This window comes from Shewanella sp. 4t3-1-2LB, assembly GCF_017368415.1.
Taxonomy (GTDB): Bacteria; Pseudomonadota; Gammaproteobacteria; order Enterobacterales; family Shewanellaceae; genus Shewanella; species Shewanella fodinae.
Genome location: NZ_JAFNJD010000006.1, coordinates 1 through 18341 on the forward strand (window position 1 = coordinate 1; position 18341 = coordinate 18341).

18 protein-coding genes are annotated in these 18341 nt (G+C 59.4%); 12 read left to right on the forward strand and 6 right to left on the reverse strand.

Features of this window, described 5'->3' with window-relative positions; genetic code table 11:
• On the forward strand, positions 1-319 hold a 319-nt coding region (locus J3L11_RS03815; RefSeq protein WP_207570145.1), incomplete at its 5' end, for an ISAs1 family transposase.
• A 7-nt stretch (positions 320-326) separates the two neighbouring features.
• On the opposite strand, the gene J3L11_RS03820 is transcribed toward J3L11_RS03815, so the two are convergent.
• The 5 genes from J3L11_RS03820 to J3L11_RS03840 form a co-directional block, all read right to left on the reverse strand.
• Positions 327-1310 carry a hypothetical protein gene (locus tag J3L11_RS03820; protein ID WP_207570146.1) on the reverse strand — a complete coding sequence of 328 codons (984 nt, stop codon included), beginning with the start codon at positions 1308-1310 and terminating at the stop codon, positions 327-329.
• A gap of 288 nt (positions 1311-1598) precedes the next feature.
• Positions 1599-3392 (reverse strand): ATP-dependent helicase, encoded by a 1794-nt coding sequence (locus J3L11_RS03825; RefSeq protein WP_207570148.1) that lies wholly within the window; start codon positions 3390-3392, stop codon positions 1599-1601.
• 8 nt (positions 3393-3400) lie between these two features.
• A complete protein-coding gene (locus J3L11_RS03830) occupies positions 3401-5539 on the reverse strand; it encodes an AAA family ATPase (protein WP_004883041.1) in 2139 nt (712 codons plus the stop codon).
• A 105-nt stretch (positions 5540-5644) separates the two neighbouring features.
• Positions 5645-7054 (reverse strand): Shedu immune nuclease family protein, encoded by a 1410-nt coding sequence (locus J3L11_RS03835; protein ID WP_004883043.1) that lies wholly within the window; start codon positions 7052-7054, stop codon positions 5645-5647.
• A 61-nt stretch (positions 7055-7115) separates the two neighbouring features.
• Complete coding sequence (locus tag J3L11_RS03840; protein ID WP_004883046.1) at positions 7116-7307, reverse strand: type II toxin-antitoxin system RelB/DinJ family antitoxin; 192 nt, start codon at positions 7305-7307, stop codon at positions 7116-7118.
• A gap of 679 nt (positions 7308-7986) precedes the next feature.
• On the opposite strand from J3L11_RS03840, the gene J3L11_RS03845 reads away from it, so the two are divergent.
• From J3L11_RS03845 to J3L11_RS03855, 3 genes are all read left to right on the forward strand, one after another.
• A complete protein-coding gene (locus J3L11_RS03845; RefSeq protein ID WP_004883049.1) occupies positions 7987-8817 on the forward strand; it encodes a DUF932 domain-containing protein in 831 nt (276 codons plus the stop codon).
• Between the two features lie 80 nt (positions 8818-8897).
• Entirely contained in the window at positions 8898-10964 is a 2067-nt protein-coding gene (locus J3L11_RS03850; protein WP_004883050.1) for a ParB/RepB/Spo0J family partition protein, read from the forward strand.
• A gap of 810 nt (positions 10965-11774) precedes the next feature.
• Positions 11775-12089, forward strand: a complete 315-nt coding sequence (locus tag J3L11_RS03855; protein ID WP_004883051.1) for a DUF736 domain-containing protein — start codon at positions 11775-11777, stop codon at positions 12087-12089.
• 302 nt (positions 12090-12391) lie between these two features.
• On the opposite strand, the gene J3L11_RS03860 is transcribed toward J3L11_RS03855, so the two are convergent.
• Positions 12392-12685: a helix-turn-helix transcriptional regulator gene (locus J3L11_RS03860; RefSeq protein ID WP_064717570.1), complete on the reverse strand. Its 294-nt coding sequence runs from the start codon at positions 12683-12685 to the stop codon at positions 12392-12394.
• A 319-nt stretch (positions 12686-13004) separates the two neighbouring features.
• Between J3L11_RS03860 and J3L11_RS03865 the strand changes: the two genes are divergently transcribed.
• The 8 genes from J3L11_RS03865 (at position 13005) to J3L11_RS03900 (ending at position 18037) form a co-directional block, all read left to right on the forward strand.
• Complete coding sequence (locus J3L11_RS03865; RefSeq protein ID WP_028699139.1) at positions 13005-13355, forward strand: DUF2958 domain-containing protein; 351 nt, start codon at positions 13005-13007, stop codon at positions 13353-13355.
• Between the two features lie 343 nt (positions 13356-13698).
• Positions 13699-14466 (forward strand): DUF2285 domain-containing protein, encoded by a 768-nt coding sequence (locus J3L11_RS03870; protein WP_004883055.1) that lies wholly within the window; start codon positions 13699-13701, stop codon positions 14464-14466.
• 112 nt (positions 14467-14578) lie between these two features.
• Positions 14579-14863, forward strand: coding sequence for a helix-turn-helix domain-containing protein (locus J3L11_RS03875; protein ID WP_004883058.1), 285 nt, complete (start codon positions 14579-14581; stop codon positions 14861-14863).
• Between the two features lie 26 nt (positions 14864-14889).
• Positions 14890-15735 (forward strand): replication initiator protein A, encoded by an 846-nt coding sequence (locus J3L11_RS03880; protein ID WP_207570150.1) that lies wholly within the window; start codon positions 14890-14892, stop codon positions 15733-15735.
• 265 nt (positions 15736-16000) lie between these two features.
• The gene (gene parA, locus J3L11_RS03885) at positions 16001-16639 is read left to right on the forward strand and encodes a ParA family partition ATPase (RefSeq protein WP_207570152.1); all 639 of its coding nucleotides are present in this window, start codon (positions 16001-16003) and stop codon (positions 16637-16639) included.
• Entirely contained in the window at positions 16636-16899 is a 264-nt protein-coding gene (locus J3L11_RS03890; RefSeq protein ID WP_207570154.1) for a chromosome partitioning protein ParB, read from the forward strand. The genes parA and J3L11_RS03890 overlap by 4 nt, the downstream gene beginning before the upstream one ends.
• Complete coding sequence (locus J3L11_RS03895; protein WP_207570156.1) at positions 16896-17441, forward strand: DUF2840 domain-containing protein; 546 nt, start codon at positions 16896-16898, stop codon at positions 17439-17441. The genes J3L11_RS03890 and J3L11_RS03895 overlap by 4 nt, the downstream gene beginning before the upstream one ends.
• Complete coding sequence (locus J3L11_RS03900; protein WP_207570159.1) at positions 17438-18037, forward strand: S26 family signal peptidase; 600 nt, start codon at positions 17438-17440, stop codon at positions 18035-18037. The genes J3L11_RS03895 and J3L11_RS03900 overlap by 4 nt, the downstream gene beginning before the upstream one ends.
• The last annotated feature ends 304 nt before the right edge of the window (positions 18038-18341 follow it).

Consider the following 18341-nt stretch of genomic DNA (forward strand, 5'->3'; position numbering starts at 1 on the left):
ACATCGTACAGAGGGTCGGAAAACAACGATAGACACCCGTTACTATGTGAGTTCGTTGTCCCCACGCCACAAACTGCTTGGGCACTACATCCGCCAGCACTGGCGGATTGAGAACAGTCAGCATTATGTGCTAGATGTTGTATTTAAAGAAGATGAGTCACGGATAGCACTCGAAGGTGCTGTCGAAAACCTAGCACTGTTCCGACGTTTCGTGATGAACATACTGCGGCAGTGTGATTGCGGCTCACCGAGCCAGCGGAACAAACTAAAACAAGCTAGCTGGAGCGATGACTACCGTGAAAAAGTGTTCTTTGGTTAGAAATTGCTCAAAGTGTGCTCCGACCCTGGTCGCCTGCCACCTCAAAGTCCTCCATCAATTCTTCAAAAGTCAAACTTAGCTTCTCTGCGTCATGGTGAATCCATAGATTGTTCTCATATTTATCGGTGGAGTAGAACTTTGACAATCTAGGAAGGGAAGATATTTTCAATCGCAACGGAGCGCCAAACTCCATCTCCTCCATTGCAGGGACATAATCGGAGACGTAATCAATCCTGAATGCTATTTCGGACAGCATTCCTTTTTCAATGAGTTCCTCGATAGAGGTAAGCAGCTTCCTCGGAACTTTTATCCAGAAGTGTCGCCCTATGCGTTCATCGCGTATTGTCTGACTATCCTTGTCGTTGAATATCTGAATATTCTCGTTCAGGCTGACAAGACTATATTTAGAGAACTGAGCATCTTCCTTTCTTATGTCAATTCCAATTTTCTCGTACTCACGTTCAACTACCTTGGAATATTTTAGCTCCAGCATCTCAGCCCTCCCCATGATTGATTGGTGCTTGGAATAAAAAATGCAGCCAATGCGATAATTTGCGTAATTTTCTTTTATGTACGAAACACCATCTTCGTCATGGATATGCTTGTAGGAATTGTTGAGAATTTCTAGCGATCCCGGATACTCGTTGAGATAATTATTTAAGTAGTCCATTAAATGCTGGATTGTCTTTATAGCCAATCGCTTGTCCACTAGATCAAGCTGTGGCCCATAAAACTTGGCTGCGTTTGGATGGTCGCGTTTGGCTTCAAATTCTTTCAGAATGGCCGCCTTTTCATTCATGCAGCCCTCCGTATAAGCACGCATTACGTCTGCCTGAAAGCTCTCATTTGCCAGAGAGGTTTGGATGAGGGGAAGCAATTTCTTGACAAAGATCGGGTCTTTATTAAGAAAGACGTAGCAAAATTTCCCAAAGCTGAATAACGCGATTTTTTCCGAAGAAAATTCATTGATTTCTTCAAAGATATTTTTCATATTTTTTACTCAACTCGCCGTAGTCCAAATAGTAAGCGACGGAACCTTGAGCGTCTCCACTTTGTGGATCGCGCTGCTCCACGTTCGCTATTCGCTCATCCCTGACGGGACTGGCATTCGCCAGCCCTCCACGGCCCGACACTGTGATCCGGGCCTGCGCGCTCCGCTTGCATGTTGAGCTGGCGACAGCAGGGCATGCAGAGCGAGCCGCGCGCAGATGATTCAGCCAAACGCTAAACAAAGCTGTAGGGCATCCCATAGAGAGCGCGGTTGCGCTACTCGTGATTTCTATGGAATTTGATCGTATCCAAAACTGCATGAGGCAAGCTTGCGAGTTACTTGATACTCTTCGCCAGAATACTGGCGAACTCGACCTCGTTCCGAAACAAGGTGCAGGTTCTTCCTTGCCCGCGAACCAATGACATACAGCAATTTCATCGCGCTTTCTTGACCGTTCGGATCATTGAAATGCGGCACCATATCTTCTAATAATGCATAAGCGATCACTGCATCGAACTCGGCTCCCTTGACGCCGTGTATCGTCGAGATGGTGATTCCAGTCCTATGCTGAAATACCTTCCTGAATGTCTCAATATCGCCTATAAATTCGCTACCTTCACTCTTCAATCGATTTACCCGGGCTTGCGAACTATCGAAGAAGGCAACGTGATGCTCTTGAAGCAGCGTGAAAAGGCGAAAGTCGATTGCTAAGTTTGCAAACAGACGCTCGAAAAATGCGCTCAAGTAGGTAAGACCATCTGTTTCATCGATCTTAATTGCATTGCACTCCCTCAACAAGGACCTCCGCGTGAGCTTCGACACGCTAGCCCCGGCCGCCTCTAGGTCATTCAGAATCTCCCCGGCCCACCGCAGTCTGCGCACATACATTCCCGGCGATGCCTGAGTAAGTGCAATCTTAGAAAGCCTGTACCAGAAATTCTCTGTGTCCCGTGCAAAGGGAACCATACCGGGGCCATCGAATGAGTACTCCGGCATGCTGGCGACCAAACGACGTGTCATGCTTGCAAGATGCGTCCACTGTGGCGCGAGAATGCACACCTCGTGAGGTGAGATGCCCATAGTCTCAATGTTGAAACGGATGAGCCGGATGAGCTCAGCGTCCAGATCATTTTTGCTCACTGTGTCGTCGAATGAAATAAGGCTTGGGTACGCCTTGTCCTCGGATGCGGCTTCGATGCGTGTGTTGTGAACGTTGTAGTTTCCGAAGTACTCAATGATGCGCTCAGAAGAACGGTAGTTCCGCGACAGTTCGAGTTCGTCCAAATCGATATTGGCCATCGCCTTGAAATCCTCGAAGGCAATCGGATATCCGCCAAGCGATTGATAAATCGCCTGGTTAGGATCTCCGACAATAAAGGCCTTGGTCGCACCTTGACCAGCTTTCAGAATGGCGGTGATGATCGAATACTGAATTCGTTTGGTGTCCTGATACTCGTCGATCAGCACGAAAGAGAACAACTGTGCCAGAAGAGTGCTGATCGCAGGATGACGTGCGATCAGTTGGTACGCATAGTAAAGAATGAGCTCAAAGTCTAGCTGCCGACTTTCGTGCAGAATCTCAAAATACTTGCCCAATATGACGTGAAGACCCGAATGCTTCCAATCTTGTGGGCAGGAGAGCACATATCCAGTTTCGGTGTAATAAAACTCACAATCCCAGAATGTTATTTTTGGCTTCTGGTAAGGCTTGCACAATGCCTCCAGGATTTTCTCGCGCTCATGCTGATCGATCACACGGAAGCCTCGATCCAACGCTTCGTGATAGATGCCGTACGGTTTCAATATCCATTCAAGACAGAACGAATGTATCGTTCCTATCCATAATCGGGATGTATCCACCCCAAGGCTCTCAATGCGCTCGTGGATTTCGTCGGCGGCACGGTGCGTATAAGTGATGGCAACGACAAACTGCTTGTTCGATTTCAGCCTGGACAACTCATAGGCGATTTTGTAGGTGAGCGTGCGCGTTTTCCCGCTGCCCGGGCAAGCGATGAGAAAGACGCTCCCTGGCTTCAGAATGGCTGCTTCCTGCTCGGGATTCAGATCATCTTTGTTCCACATGAACATGATCAGAACACCGCGAGTACATCGTTGATGCGATCATCTGGGAACGTGGCAAGCATCTCGTTTCGGATGCCGACGAAGTCGATGTCTCCATTTCGGAAGGCCAGCAGCTTGGCCCTAAAGTCGTCGAATACGGCAGACGCAGTGAAGATATCTTCTGCATCGATGTAGTTCACGCGGTAGCTCAGCACGTTAAACCAGACTTCCTTAGTGACCACCGGATGCGCAAAAGCGATGGCGTCCAAGATGTACTTCGGAATGGCGGTCTGCGGATCGATCTTCTTTCCCAGCAAGATGGCAAACCATCCCTTGCCGTAGTTGTCCGCCATGGTCAATGCGCGCTGACCGAACAACGCGATGTCCGCTGATTCGAGCTCCGCCTTGGCCGTCGCGATGGTTGGTGCATCCTTGTAGACATCAGGAAGGATGCCGACCACCTTACGCGCATTGCCGGCGGCAATGAAGTCGACCTCGAAGGTATGGGGGGCAAAGAATGGAGAAACCCACCCGTTATCTTTGAAGGTGTCTTCCAATAACGCTTTCCTGGCGACCCCTTTTTCCTGGGATGCCTGATACTTGCCCTTGCGCCGGAGCAGCCCTTCGGAGTCTCCCGCCGCCGGCGTTGTGTCAATGATGGACTTGTCAAGGTCGGTGACGATGCTGCACCGCTTCCGGATTCGGGCATCATCGAAAAGAACCGCGACGTTCTGAAATCCAGTGCTGCGGATATTAATTAAACTGATGCCGAGTTCATCAAGGCTGACGCCTAGCACGTTCTTGATCAGGATCGGAACGAGAATTTCTTCTGCATCGCCCTCCACTAAGAGGACGCTCTTGGCAAACAACAAGTTGCTACGGACAGCATCCAGGTAGCGTTGAATGTTGCCGATCTCTTCTGGGTTTAGGCCAATTGCAGGCTGGTATGCCTCGCAACGATCACCTTCTCTGCCGAGGATGTTCACGTTCTGAACATTGCTGACCTCAGAGATGTGCGTCGAATGGGTCGAATAAATGATCTGTGTGTCGTCGTATTTGAGCTTGTCGAACAGTGTTTTCTGGATATGTGTGTGAATGTGAGCTTCCGGCTCTTCGATAAGCAGAAAGTTGGCGATCGACTGTTTAGCCTTTTGATACTTGAATTCAAGCAGTTTCAACGTGAGGAATATCAGGTTTGCTCCACCAAGGCTCAGCTCGTGGATCGGTCCTTCGTGGCTCTCCCCCGATTCGCCAACGAACAGCTTGAGCGACTGGAACAACTTGTCAGCTTCGTCTGGCAGATCCGACTTGATAGAAAGAGAAGACGGCGAATACGCCTCACCCGCCGCATCCTTGATGGTGTCTCTGATATCCGTCCGGACGACCTGCACGTCTGGCAACGCTTCGATGGAGTCATTCAATGCCTTTACCCCGTCGGTGATAGCCTGGAACGCCACGGGGTCGATATCGCCGCTCTTGCCCTTCAGAAGCGAAAAGAGCGGATTTGTCCGGTTGTTGTGAAATTCGGAGACGACGTCCCGTAGCGCCTGGACGAAAGTGAACGAAATTTCTTTGGAGACGGACAGCACGTTCGGAATCTTCGCGCCGATAACACGAAATTCAACCTCTTCATTGAATCGAACATTCGCGAAGTCGCCGACCACATCCTTATAGAAGGCCTCGTCGTTGAAGTCGGCTTCACTCCGACCTGTGAAAATCGTTTCATAGTCGTCGATGGTGACCGGGTTCAGGATAGCGTCGAGGCCTGCCTGATCACCATCGTTCAATTGAGAAAGTCGCAGCCTGATTTCCTTCTTCGGACGAAAGATCAGGTTGTAAGTGGCCTTGCCGTTCGCCTCTTCCTCAATTACGCCCGTCCCATGTCGGAAGAGCGCCTGCACTGATTCATCCGCAGAGATTTCCTCAAACTCAAGACTGATGATGATCCAATGTCCCTGCCAGCGCCCTAGGCCGCGATGAAAGTCGGTATGCTCCAGCCGGTAGGCAGAGCGAATCATGTTGTCATCAAGCAGCAATCTGATTGCGCGAAAGAGATTGGTTTTGCCAGATCCATTTTCGCCGATGACAGTGTTGATACCCTTCTGGAACAGCAGCTTCGTGTTGGGAAAGTTCCGGTAGTTGACCAGGCTGAGCTTGGATATATGCATTTGATTCAATCTTGTTGTTGAAATCCACATGCCGATCGGCCGATGGATTGGTTGAACACTGCAGCCATTGATCCCAACTACGGAATGGCCAACTGTCAGTTGGTTTTAGAACGGCACCGTGTCTAAGGTAGGAATCGGTTGGAGCGCATTTTTAATCTCGGTTAGCCTTGCAAGTAGTTCATCGAAAGTCACGATCACGATCTCTGCGAACGCATTTCGAACGAGCTCGAATGACTTTCTTTGCTGATGCTCTTGTGGCGTCATGCCAGCGACAACTATGCAGCGAACCGCATAGCTGTGGAGGTCGTATCGGTTCATGTTATTTTTTATGACGGGTAGTTCACTCTGCAATTTGAAACGCTGATCTAGAATTTGAGCAATCGCTCCACCCAATTCTGTCGATGGGCCAAAAACATCATCTCCACGATAGGGAGATTTTCCTAGCAGTTCGGTTTGCGGCTTTTTTATCTCAATGAGGCCAAGATTGCCCGTGGAAGCGGATGCGTATAGAAAATCTGAAAATTTTCCGCCGGACCCGTTAAGTCGCTTGCCACCTGCATAAGCTTGCCCCTGAACCAGCATGGCTGGAACGGCAAATGCAAGACTAAGTATGAAAGGATTTTCCAGAAAGAAGCTTTGCCACTTGCTTTCCGTCAGTCCTTTTCCAAGCATTTCCTGGTATCGCTCAATCAGTTGATTCAGTGTGATGAGCTCAATATCATTCTTTAATGCCAGCAGCGAGCGCGGCTCAGATTCCGCCAGTGCTTCTATATTGTCTTGAACCATGCGAACAGCGGCGCGCCGATCACGCTTGGAAAGCGTCACATGCTGCCGCCCACCATCGGTCATTTCCGTTAGTGCATCAGGTCTTACGCTCTTCTTTAGAGCGGGAAATTGTGCTGAATCGGCAGCATGTAATAAGGTCTGGTAGACATGAAATTGCTTGTCCTTGCGCGCGTCTCTCTGGTGGCGAGAGGCTATGCGATTTAATTCTTTTCTTAATTCATGAAATCTTCTTATTCCGAGAATAAAGAATGGCGAATCAATTTTCGCGTCATTTCCTTTGTGGACAATGAGTATGCTTACGTTTTCTAAGCTGGCGGCTGTTTCGCAAATTTGCCGATATTCCCACAGAAGCCCCAAACCGAATCGAAAATCTTTGGCAAACCCATCCGGCAACTGCTCAAGAAGCCCAACGACATCGTCAGTAGTCTCTGGCAGTATGTAGGGCTCGATAACAGGCCGAGCGACGACGATGCGTTCAAGGGTGCCGTATTTAGGTTGCAGGTAATCGTCGCGATCTTCTCGAATATTAAGAGGCCAAATGGTCAATCTGTCTGGACACACATTGAGCAGTCTCGCTATTGGCGAATCCGGCTTGCGCTCCGCTGCGGGAATATCAGTGAAGAAAACGTTAATGCCTTCCTCTTCCGGTTCGGCTGCTTCAATGACAAGGAAGGGGCCGCCGTCCAAACGCTCACGTTGATTGAATGCTGAAGGTCTGATAGATGCCATGAACTATTCTTGATCCCTACTGTTCAGAGAAACGATTTGCGGGCCTTGCCTCAGCGCAACCTTATGGTGCCTTCCGATCAGAATCGGACGACACACGATTGATGTCAAAGGGGAGTGCCTTATCTGCCGCGATTCGGGTCAGCAGCATCCGAATCGCATCCGAAATTGATAACCCCATTTCAGCCAGAACAACAGTTGCGGCTTCTTTAATCTGCCCGTCAATCCGGGCACGAACGACGTCGTTACTTGCCATTGTTGCGCTCACAATAGATGTAGCTACATTGTGGCTCATAAGTACTATTGCGTCACTTACATTTTGTTGTGAACAGTAGAGCATCCCGGCGTGCCGCCGTCGGGCTCGCGGGCGTTGCCCCGCGCCTCGTGCCGAGTCGCGGCCATGCGGCTTTGATCCCTGATGCCTCCGGCCGTCTCTTCGCTCCTGGCCTGCGCGCGGCGCTTGCCCTCCAGGGGATCGGCTGGACAGCCCATCCCCGCCGCGCCTTGCTTGGCGCCCCTCGCATGCACCGAACAGGTTGCACCTGATCGACCAACAGCCATCCAGCTAGGCGTGCCGCTGGCACGCAGGGGCGCTCGCCGCGCGGCGTTGGTTTCAGCGCACCCCCTGGCCCATTGGCCGCTGTTCGTCTTTCCCCAAGTTCATCGCTTTTTCCCGCGACCGTAGCCCGCGGTGCCTGGCCGTCAAGGCGCGCAGGGCCGAGTCCTCGCTGCGCTGCGGGCCGCACCAACCCTGCGCTTCTCCCTTGACGGCCAGTCCCTCGCTGGCCCGGTTTTTCGCGGGCGATGAACTCAGGAAAGACGGCGGCAAACAGGACCGGCCCAGGTCTCTGCGCCGAACCAACCGAAGCCACAACGGGCTCCGAATCTTGGAATCCGGTCAGCTTTGAAACCACAGCAACTCATTGGAGAAAACCATGCAACTCGCATCTCGATTCGCTTCCCATTCCCCGACGCTGCGCAGTGACTACCCGCTGTCCGACGACCAAATCCGCCGCGTAGCCCCGTCCATCTTCGCGGAGGCCCCGCACGATAGCCGCTCCGAACGGTACGCCTACATTCCCACCGCCGCCGTGCTGGCGGAACTGCGCAAGGAAGGGTTTGAACCCTTCATGGCAGCGCAAACCCGCGTGCGGCACGACGACCGCCGCGACTACACCAAACACATGATTCGCCTGCGCCATGCCAGTCAGATCAACGGCGCGGAAGCCAATGAAATCGTGCTGCTGAACTCGCACGACGGCACCAGCAGCTATCAGATGCTGGCCGGAATGTTCCGGTTCGTTTGCAGCAATGGCCTTGTGTGCGGCGATACCGTGGCCGATGTGCGCGTGCCGCACAAGGGCGACGTGGCCGGTTCTGTCATCGAAGGCGCTTTCGAGGTGTTGAGCGGCTTCGAACGCGTGAAGGAATCCCGCGACCTGATGCGCGCTATCACGCTGGACGAAGGCGAAGCCGAAGTGTTCGCCCGTTCCGCGCTGGCCCTCAAGTACGACCCCACCGATAACAAGCCCGCGCCCATCACGGAAAGCCAAATCCTGATGCCGCGCCGGTTCGACGACCGCCGCCCGGACTTGTGGAGCGTGTTCAACCGCACCCAAGAAAACCTGACCAAAGGCGGATTGCATGGCCGCAGCGCCAACGGACGCCGCCAGCAGACCCGCCCCGTGCAGGGCATTGATTCCGATGTGCGCCTCAATCGCGCCCTCTGGATGTTGGCCGATGGCCTGCGCCAGTTGAAGGCCTGATTCCCCACGCGGCAGGGGCAGGCAGCAGCCCTTGCCGCTTTCTTCGCTGCTGCATCCCTGAACCGATAGGAGTTATCACCATGAACGCCATTACCCAAACCGAAGCCCGCGCCCTCAACACCGCCGCCGCTATCCCGCTGGAAGCCGCCGACCCGACCAAGAACCTGATTTTGGTTCCGCTGTCGCGGCTGGTGTCGCGTCCTGCTGGCCGCAACGTGCGCAAGACCCCGCGCATGTCCATTCCCGAACTCGCCGCGAGCATTCAGCGTGTCGGCCTGCTGCAAAACCTCATCGTCATTGCCGCCGCCGATGGCGAGCATTACGAAGTCGTGGCCGGTGGCCGCAGGCTGGCCGCGTTGAAGCTGCTGGCGAAGAAGCGCCGCATCAGCAAGGAATGGGAAGTGCCTTGCCTGTTGGTGGCCGATGGCACCGCCCGCACGGCCAGCCTCACCGAGAACGTGCAGCGCGAAGCCATGCACCCCGCCGACCAGTTCGAGGCATTCGCCGCGCTGGTGGCCGAAGGCCGACCCATCGAGGACATAGCCGCCGATTTCAGCGTCACGCCGCTGGTGGTGCAGCGCCGCTTGAAGCTGGCGAACGTCTCGCCCCGGCTGCTGGCCGACTACCGCGCCGAAGCCGTGACGCTCGATCAGTTGATGGCCCTTGCCATCACCGACGACCACGCCGCGCAGGAAACCGCGTTCTACGACGCGCCGACGTGGCAGCGCAACCCTTCCCAATTGCGCGACCGCCTCACCGAGCGCGAGATTGACGCATACCGGCATCCGCTGGTGCGTTTCGTGGGGCTGGATACCTACGGAGCCGCAGGCGGTGGTGTGCGCCGTGACCTGTTCGCGGAAGGTGACGCGGGCGTGTATCTGACCGATGCCGCGCTGCTGGAACGGCTGGCGCAAGACAAGCTGGCAGGTATCGCCGCCGAGGTGAAGGACGAAGGCTGGGCGTGGGTGGATGCCACCCCCGCCGTGACCCATGCCGACCTGCACGCCTTCCAGCGTGCGCCGAGGGAGCGCCGCGAACCGAACAAGCGCGAAGCGCAGCGCATCGAGAAGCTGCAAACCAAGATGCACGAACTGGCCGCCGCCGTGGATGACGCGCTTGATACCGAAGACGAGGAAAAGGCCGATGCCTTGCAGGAAGAAGGCGAAGCCGTGGGCGAGCAGTTGCAGGCGCTGGAAGATGGCTTGCAGGACTACGGCACGACCGTGAAGGCCGCAGCCGGTGCCATCGTCACCATCGACCGCAACGGGCAGGCAGTGATTCATCGCGGGTTGATGCGCGAGGCCGAGGCCAAGGCGCTGCGCACACTGGAACGCCTGCGCCAAGGTTTCGGCAGCGAAAGCGAAGCCGGGAACGACGACGAAGGCGAGGACGACGAGCAGCCCAAGACCGCCGCCATGTCCGACAAGCTGGCGCAGCGGTTGAGCGCCCACCGCACCGCCGCGCTGCAAATCGAAGTCGCCCGGCATCCGCAAGTGGCGCTGGCCGCGCTGGTGCATGGCATGGTGCAGACCGTCTTGCAGGGCAGCCACTACGGCCACGACTTGCCGCTGGGCGTGAGCCTGAAAGCGCAAGACCGGCTGGAAGGCATCGCCCCGGATATACCGGATTCGCCCGCCGCCGTGGCGCTGCGCGAGTTGCAGCAGGTAGCAGGCGAAGGCTTGCCGGAGGACAGCGCCGAACTGTTCGCCGTGCTGCTAGCGAAGTCGCAAGATGAACTGGTGCGGCTGCTGGCGATATCCGTGGCCGTCACGGTGGACGTGGTGACACCCCGCGCCACGCCGCAGCAACCGGGCGCGGAACTGGCGCAGGCTGTCGGCTTGGACATGGCCGCATGGTGGAAGCCCACCAATGAGGGTTATTTCCGGCATGTGCCGAAGGCCGCGATTCTGGAAGCCGTGGAGCAGTACGCCCCGGCGCACGTCACCCGGCTGGCGAAGTTGAAGAAGGCCGACATTGCCAGCGAAGCCGAGCGGCTGGCCGATGGCACCGGCTGGATGCCTGCCATCTTCAAGGCCGAAGGCACCGACGACACCACGGCGCAGGATGCGCCGCAGGCGGTGACGAACGACGAGCCGGAAGCCATCGACAACGACGACGAGCAGCAGGCCCACGCACTCGCCGCCTGACCTTCACCACCACCGAGCGCCCCGGTTTCGGCCGGGGCGCTTCGCTGTTCCATCAGCATCGGCCCCAGGCCGTTCCGCCCTGGTGCCGATGGTCAAAAATCCGGGCGCGGCGGTGGCCGCGCCCGGTTTCCAAGCCCAAAGCCAGAACGCCCCTTCGCCGCCTTCGGGCGGACGGCGAAGGGGCGGCGCACAAGTGACCTTGTGCGCGGGAAACCCTCGAAGCCCATAAGTGCGTCGGCGCACAGCGCCGACGACATTCCGAACGCGCCCCACCGCAATGGACGGGCGTGTGGGGCTACGCCCCGGCTTGCTGCCGCAGGTTGCACGAAAGCGTGCCGTCCTCGACGCTGGCGGTTCGTCGCCTGTACGTCACGAAGGACGGTTCACCGACACGCCGCCCGGCCTTGCAATGGAGCTTCCACGCCACGCCTCACGCAAAGGGCCGCAAGCAGCAGTAGGGACGCTTTCACCTTGTCGCTGGGCATTGTCCTTGCCCGTGTCAGGGCGCAGGCCGGTGAAGCCGTCGCGCGGGGATGCCGAGTCGGCCATGCCTCCATTCGGGAGCGGGCGGCCAGTACGTCCTTGTGTTGTTGTGAATCCTGGCGGTGGCTGGGCTTCATGGCCGCAACCTTCCAGCGAAAACAATTCCCCCTGCGCTGCGCGCATTCCTCGCGGGACAAATTCTTTTCGCTTCCAGGTTCTCCACGGTGTTGCGACCGCTGCGCGGTGCGGCCAGCCCATCCCCCGCCGGACGGATCACAACAAGGACGCACTGGCGCGACCTTGTTCAACCCGAAAGGAGAAATCATCATGGCTAACATCGGCACCTTCACCGCAGAGAAAGACGGCTTCACCGGCCAGCTCCGCACCCTGACCCTCAACTTCAAGGTCAAGCTGGTTCCCAACGACAAGGGCGAGAACGAAAGCGCCCCGGACTTCCGCCTGCAAGCGGCCGGCCACGACTTCGGCGCGGCGTGGAAGAAAACCAGCGAGGCCGGGCGGGATTACCTGTCGGTGGCCATCGACGATCCTTCATTCCCGGCGACGGTCTATGCCCGCCTGATCGAAGGCGAGAATGACACGCACGACCTCATCTGGTCGCGCAGCAAGCCCAAGGCGGCCTGACGGCCGCCCACCGCGCCCCGCCCATTGCGGCGGGGCGCGGTGCTGCTGATCGCAGCATCGCACGCACAGGGTTTCGGCAGTTGCCCCATGTCCCGCATGTCCAAGGCCAGCATTGCATTGGTGATGGTCGAATGGCTCGAAGCCCGTGGCAGTAGGAACAGCATGGCGTGTCGGCGCATTGCGCCGCCGGGCTTTCGGGCTGCGCCCCATGCCGCCAATGGCGTCATGTCCATTCGGCTTCAATCCCTCACGCCTTCGCGCCTGGCGGCGCTGCGCGCTCCGCTTGCGGGCATTCAGACGCGCTAGGGCGCGTCGCGCTCTTTCAGCACGGCCTCGAACTCCTGGCGCACCCGCGCCAGCAGTTCGTCGGCCTTGTGCGTGTCGTCGCCGGCGTAGGCCAGCGTCAACAGCGTCAGCGGATGCACTTCCATGACCTCGCACAGCTCGGTCAGCTTGTGCAGGGTCGGACTTTTCAAGTCGCGCTCCAGCGTACTCATATAGGTGCGGCTGGACACGTCGGAGAACGCTTCCTGGCTCAAGCCTCGCGCCTTCCTGACTGTCCGTATTGCCGTTGCCAATGAGTGTTTCGCTGTCACTAACTTGGTTTCCCCATAAAAACCAAGATGACAGCCCATTGCGCCCTATAGGGCTACAATCTATAGTGTTCATTCATGGCTGAAAGGCCCGCTTTCGTGCTTTTACGGAAATCCGCAGATGCGGATTCCGACAGAACCGGGGAATCGCATCCGTGTCTTTCCGGCTTCCGACAATTCCGCTTCGGCGCTTCTGTTCTTCTACGGATGCGATGGCTTGCACATCGGTGCTTCCACACGAATGCACGGATGCGTTTCGGCAGTTCTGCGCTTCGGCACCAAAGCGCATTCGCGCATCGTCGGTTTCGTGGAGAAGCTGCCCATGACCCTGCCGCTTGTCACCGCTGATGAACGCGCCCGGCTGCTGGCCCACGGCGCGGCGCTCGCCGCTGGTCAGCGGCTCGACCCGCTGCCCGTGGTGCGCTTGTTCACCCCGGACGCGCATGTGACCTGGCTGCTGGTGTCGCTCGACCCGGCGGATGGCGACACGGCCTACGGCCTGATCGACCTCGGTATCGGTATGCCTGAGCTCGGGATGGTCAAGCTGTCCGACCTGGCGGGCATCGTCGGGCCGCGCAAGCTGCCGGTGCGGCGGGATCGGTATTTCCAGGCGGTGCGCCCGTTATCGGAGTACGTCCGGCTGGCGCAGGAGAACGGCGCGATCACGGACTGATGAAAACCAGCGCGGCCTAGCCAGCCGGGGCGCATCGTGACTATTTCAATCTTGATCAAGACCGTGCAGGTCTGAATCCGCATTCTTGCACCGAAGTGGTGCGATCCTGTTGAAAACAGTCCTGATCTTGGGCGCGGGCTGCGGCACGGTGTTCGGTGCTGCGCGTCATTTTCCTGAAGGCGTAGCCGTCGCATTCAGACGATTTCCGCAACACGCAGAGCCAAATGGTCTTGACACCGACAGTTACAGCCTAACCAATTTTGATGACGACCTGATGGCATTTCGATAGTTCCCGCATCGCGGAAATCGTGGCGACGCATCCCAAACAGAGGGAGGTTTCGCCATGACTGATCGCAGCGCCGAACACTGGTATCCGACAGCGGCCTATCTCTACGTTCTGCACCTTGACGGCCCTGCGCTGGCGTGGGAATACCTGCGCCGAAATCCCGACTACCGCCGCGACTGGCTGCGCCGCCGCCGCCGGCCGGACACGGCGCAGGCGTGGGGCCTGCGCCTGCTGGAAGACCCAGCCCTGGATGCGCGCGACGCGCATCCGGCCTGGTTTCCCGATCACGATGCCGTCGTGCAGGTTTACCCGGACGATGACCCGCCACCCGAAGCCCATGCCTTCGAGTTCTGGCGCGTCCCTGGCCGCAAGCAACTGATCCACGACGGCAAGCGCCTGGTGCTGGTGTCGCATTGGCCCGGCTGCTGCCTGCGGCTCGCGCTCGCGCCGGGCCTGGAAGACGGCATGGCCTACCTCTACGCCACCCGCGCCTGCGCCACGCCCTGCGCGCGCTATCGCACGCTCGCGTCCGAGCTGGACGCATTGGCCGTGGCCACGGTTGCCACGCCTGCGGCGGCGGCCCGTTCCAGGCCCACGACGGCCGCGGTGCTGGAACTGCACACCTTGCAGACGCTCGACGCGACCCTGGCGGGCGCGTCATTGCGCGAAGTGGCCGAAGGGCTGTTCGGCGCCGATGCCGTCGCCGCCGACTGGCACAAGGACAGCGCCTTACGTGCCCGCGTGCGGCGGCTGGTACGTCGTGGCGATGCGCTGATGCGTGGCGGCTATCGCCGCCTGGCACAGCTTCCGCCGCCGTTGCAGTAGGGGGGGACGTTTCGCGTCCCCCGTAGATCGTCCCTTAGCAAGCAGCCTCGCTTTCTTGAAAGTGCCTCTAACCGGCCGCGTGGTGTGGCCGGGCTTGATGGAGGTACATCCCATGCGACCCGCTCCCTTGCGGCCTGCCGCCGCTGCTGTCGCTGCGCCTGCGCAGCCCCAACGCTACCTGACCAACGACGAAGCCGCCGAGTACCTGCGCCTTTCGCCGCGTACGCTGGAGAAACAGCGCGTGATCGGCGGTGGCCCGAAGTTCCGCAAGTTCGGTCGTCGCGTCATGTACGCGGTGTCCGACCTCGATGCCTGGGCCGACCAGCGCAGCTATGAGGCGACCTCCGACCCGGAATACGCCGAACGCCACGCGGGCGACTATCGTGATGGCCGCTGATCGCTGGCGCGTGGGTGGCCGTCCCCATGTCCAGCCCGCAAGGGCAAGCCTTGCCGCCGCGCGAACAGCTCGACCTGTTCCGCGCGCTGCCGGGCGACATGGCACCCCGCGACAGCCAGGACTTGATGGCCTTTCCGTTCTTCTCGCTCGCCAAGTCGCGGCGCACCGCGCCGATCGACTTCCGCGCCGGCGGCATCACCATCCGAGTGGAAGGGACGCAGGAGCACGGCATCGCAACGATATGGGATGCCGACCTGTTGATATGGGCCGCCTCGCAAATCGTAGAGGCGCGCGACGCGGGCTTGCGCCCGTCGCGCTGGATACGCGCCACGCCCTACGAGATTCTGCGGTTCATTGGGCGCGGCACGTCCCTCAACGACTATCAACGACTGAAAGCCGCGCTCGACCGGCTGCAATCGACCACCGTTGCCACGTCCATACGCGAAACCACGGGAAGGCGATTACATCGCTTCTCGTGGATCAACGAGTGGAAGGAACTGGCCGATGCCAGCGGCGTGCCGCTGGGAATCGAACTGATCCTGCCGGACTGGTTCTATGCCGGCGTGCTGGACGCTGCCCTAGTGCTGACCATCGACCCGGCCTATTTCCGCTTGAAAGGCGGCATCGAACGCTGGCTGTACCGTTTGGTGCGAAAGCACGGCGGCAAGCAGCCTGGCGGCTGGCAATTCGACTTCCGGCACCTGCACCGCAAGTCGGGCAGCGCTGCGCGCTTCTCCGACTTCGCCTACGACCTGCGCGTCCTGGTGGCGCGGCAGTCGCTGCCAGGCTACGTCCTGGGCATCGAGCGGATGCCAGACGACGGAATGGAGCTACTGACGTTCCGGCCCGTGCTGCACACGGCACGGGGATAACTCGGGGAAAAGGTGTGAACGGCCTCGTGCTATCAGGAGTACCGGGTATCGTGCTATCGGGAGTACGCCTATCGTGCTATCAGGAGTACGAAAACGCCGGAAAGCCAATAACGGCGAGGGTTTGTGGCCCCTCTAACTTCCCTAACAAGAAATACATAACTTTTAGTAGAAGCGCGCCGTTTCGGTGGACAACCGCGAAACGGCATGGCGAACAGCGTTTTGCACAGCAGGCAGAGCCTGGCTTTCCAGTCTGGAGGGCCACGCCATGATCGTCGCGCTGCTCAACCAGAAAGGCGGTGTGGGCAAGACCACGCTCGCCACACACATCGCCGGCGAACTGGCGCTGCGCGGCCAGCACGTCGTTCTACTCGATGCCGACCCGCAGGGTTCATCGCTGGACTGGACGCAACGCAGAAGCCAGCAAGGCTTACCACGGCTGTTCAGCGCCGTGGGTCTTGCCCGCGAAACGCTGCATCAGGAAGCGCCAGAACTCGCCAGGCGGGCCGATCACGTCATCATCGACGGCCCGCCACGCATCGCCGCCCTGGCGCGCTCCGCGCTGCTGGCGGCGGAGCGCGTGCTGATCCCCGTGCAGCCCAGCCCCTACGACCTCTGGGCCAGCGCCGAGATGGTGGCGCTGATCCGCGAGGCGCAGGTGTTCCGGCCTGCGCTGCGCGCGGCCTTCGTCATCAACCGGCGTGTCAGCACCACCATCATCGGGCGCGAGGCGCGGCAATCGCTGGCCGAACAGCCGCTGTCCGCGCTGCGCTCGGAAGTGCGTCAGCGCATCGTGTTCGCCGACAGCGTGGCCGCTGGACGTCTCGCACGCGAGACAGCACCCGACAGCGCCGCCGCCCGCGAAATCAGCGCCCTGGTGGACGAACTGCTGCGGTGGCCGACATGACAGCGAAGCAACCACCACGCGGTAAGCGCGTCGGCATCGGCGCACGTCCGCCCGCGAATCCACACGCCGAGTCGTGGATTCGCCAGGGCGACGCCGATGCGCTGGGCAAAGGCGACCTTTACACCGCGCGCCTGACCCTCGACATCACGCCCGCCATGCGGGCGCGCATCAAGGTGTCGGCCTTCACGCGAGGCGTGACCGTGGCCGACCTGCTGCGCGGTCTGCTGGAGCGGGATTTTCCACCGGAGAACACACCATGACCGCATCCGCTTTGCCTGCCGCGAACGCGGCACCGGCTACGCTGCCGCTGCATCCCGTAGCACTCGCCGGACAGGCCGGCAACGTGCCGCTGACGCGCGTTTCGCTGGCCTATCTCGAACACCGCCTCAAGCTCTACCTGCGCTTCGGCGAACCCGCACGCACGCTGCGCCTGGACGACTGGCGGCGCTGCGCGGTGTTCCTGCCGAGCGCGATGTTCTGCCGCATCCGCTGGCAGGCTAACGATTACGGCACCGTGCACTGGCAACTCATGGTGATGCAGGCTTGCACACCGCTGGACGCGGCGCAGCGCATCCCCGGTGTTCAGCCGGGCGCGCGCTTGCTGCTGAACACCGAAGGCGATGCCAACGTGCGCGCGGTGCTGGAGCGTATCGACGGCATCGAGGCGCTGGGCATAGCCGCCATCGACGTGTCGCCCGCGTACTGGCGCACGCTGAGCAACCGTCTTGCGGCTCGCCTTGCGCTGCCCGAATACACCACCGAGCGGCATACCGCCTGGCTGGCCGGGAATGTGCTGCCATGAGGGCCCCGACCACCACGGCTAACGCGCCCGCCTTACCGCCGTGTCCTCGCTCACGCCGGCGTGCTCGCATAGTGCTGGCGACACTGGCCGCCATCAGCTTCGCTGCGCTGGCCTGGGCGGCTTTCGTGTCGCCGCTGCCGCGTCTGACCTACAACCCGTCCGACAGCGTAGCGGTCGGCTGGTATCGGATCGACCCGTTCGACCCGCGCACCGCCTCGCTGTCACGTCCCTTGTCCGTGGACAGCATCGTGCTGGTGCCGTTGCCAGCCAAGGCCGCTGCGCTCGCTGCGCAGCGCGGCTACCTGCCGACGCGCGTACCGCTGCTCAAACGTGTGGGCGCGGTCGCGCCGCAACACGTCTGCATCGTCGCCGGTAAGGTACGCATCGACGGCGTGCCTTCGGCCGCCATGCTGCCCGCCGACCGGCTGGGGCGGGGGCTGCCGTCCTTGCAGCTTTGCCGCCGCCTTGAACCGGGCGAACTGTTCCTGTTGAGCGTGACGAATCCAGCATCGTTCGACAGCCGCTATTTCGGCCCGGTCAGCGCATTCGCCGTGATCGGCGTTGCGCGCCCGATCTGGCTGGAGACACGCCCATGATGACCGCCGATTCGCTGCGCTCCGATGTGCCATCGGGCATGTCGTTCCGCTGGCTGCTGCCGTGTCGCCGCACTTGTCGTGCCGGTGCATTCGCACCGCACGTCGCCCAGCATCCGGTGCAGCCGTCCAACGTGCAGGCGTCTTGCCTCGAACGCGCCCGGCCTTCGGCTATTGACGCTTTCGCCGGCGCGCTGTCTGCTCACCCAGCAGCGCCGCCGGGCCGCCGGTGCCTGGAGCGACAGCGAAGGGCAAAGGCGGAAGGCAAGACAAAAGGACGCGGCACCGGGCCGCGTCGAAAGCCTGT

What these genes read in the sequence shown, in the direction of transcription:
- J3L11_RS03900 (WP_207570159.1), top strand. Translation starts at nt 17,438, where the DNA reads ATGAGGGCCCCGACCACCACGGCTAACGCGCCCGCCTTACCGCCGTGT.
- parA (WP_207570152.1), top strand. Translation starts at nt 16,001, where the DNA reads ATGATCGTCGCGCTGCTCAACCAGAAAGGCGGTGTGGGCAAGACCACG.
- J3L11_RS03880 (WP_207570150.1), top strand. Translation starts at nt 14,890, where the DNA reads ATGTCCAGCCCGCAAGGGCAAGCCTTGCCGCCGCGCGAACAGCTCGAC.
- J3L11_RS03870 (WP_004883055.1), top strand. Translation starts at nt 13,699, where the DNA reads ATGACTGATCGCAGCGCCGAACACTGGTATCCGACAGCGGCCTATCTC.
- J3L11_RS03825 (WP_207570148.1), bottom strand. Translation starts at nt 3,392, where the DNA reads ATGTGGAACAAAGATGATCTGAATCCCGAGCAGGAAGCAGCCATTCTG.
- J3L11_RS03895 (WP_207570156.1), top strand. Translation starts at nt 16,896, where the DNA reads ATGACCGCATCCGCTTTGCCTGCCGCGAACGCGGCACCGGCTACGCTG.
- J3L11_RS03855 (WP_004883051.1), top strand. Translation starts at nt 11,775, where the DNA reads ATGGCTAACATCGGCACCTTCACCGCAGAGAAAGACGGCTTCACCGGC.
- J3L11_RS03875 (WP_004883058.1), top strand. Translation starts at nt 14,579, where the DNA reads ATGCGACCCGCTCCCTTGCGGCCTGCCGCCGCTGCTGTCGCTGCGCCT.
- J3L11_RS03890 (WP_207570154.1), top strand. Translation starts at nt 16,636, where the DNA reads ATGACAGCGAAGCAACCACCACGCGGTAAGCGCGTCGGCATCGGCGCA.
- J3L11_RS03820 (WP_207570146.1), bottom strand. Translation starts at nt 1,310, where the DNA reads ATGAAAAATATCTTTGAAGAAATCAATGAATTTTCTTCGGAAAAAATC.
- J3L11_RS03850 (WP_004883050.1), top strand. Translation starts at nt 8,898, where the DNA reads ATGAACGCCATTACCCAAACCGAAGCCCGCGCCCTCAACACCGCCGCC.
- J3L11_RS03840 (WP_004883046.1), bottom strand. Translation starts at nt 7,307, where the DNA reads ATGGCAAGTAACGACGTCGTTCGTGCCCGGATTGACGGGCAGATTAAA.
- J3L11_RS03845 (WP_004883049.1), top strand. Translation starts at nt 7,987, where the DNA reads ATGCAACTCGCATCTCGATTCGCTTCCCATTCCCCGACGCTGCGCAGT.
- J3L11_RS03835 (WP_004883043.1), bottom strand. Translation starts at nt 7,054, where the DNA reads ATGGCATCTATCAGACCTTCAGCATTCAATCAACGTGAGCGTTTGGAC.
- J3L11_RS03830 (WP_004883041.1), bottom strand. Translation starts at nt 5,539, where the DNA reads ATGCATATATCCAAGCTCAGCCTGGTCAACTACCGGAACTTTCCCAAC.
- J3L11_RS03865 (WP_028699139.1), top strand. Translation starts at nt 13,005, where the DNA reads ATGACCCTGCCGCTTGTCACCGCTGATGAACGCGCCCGGCTGCTGGCC.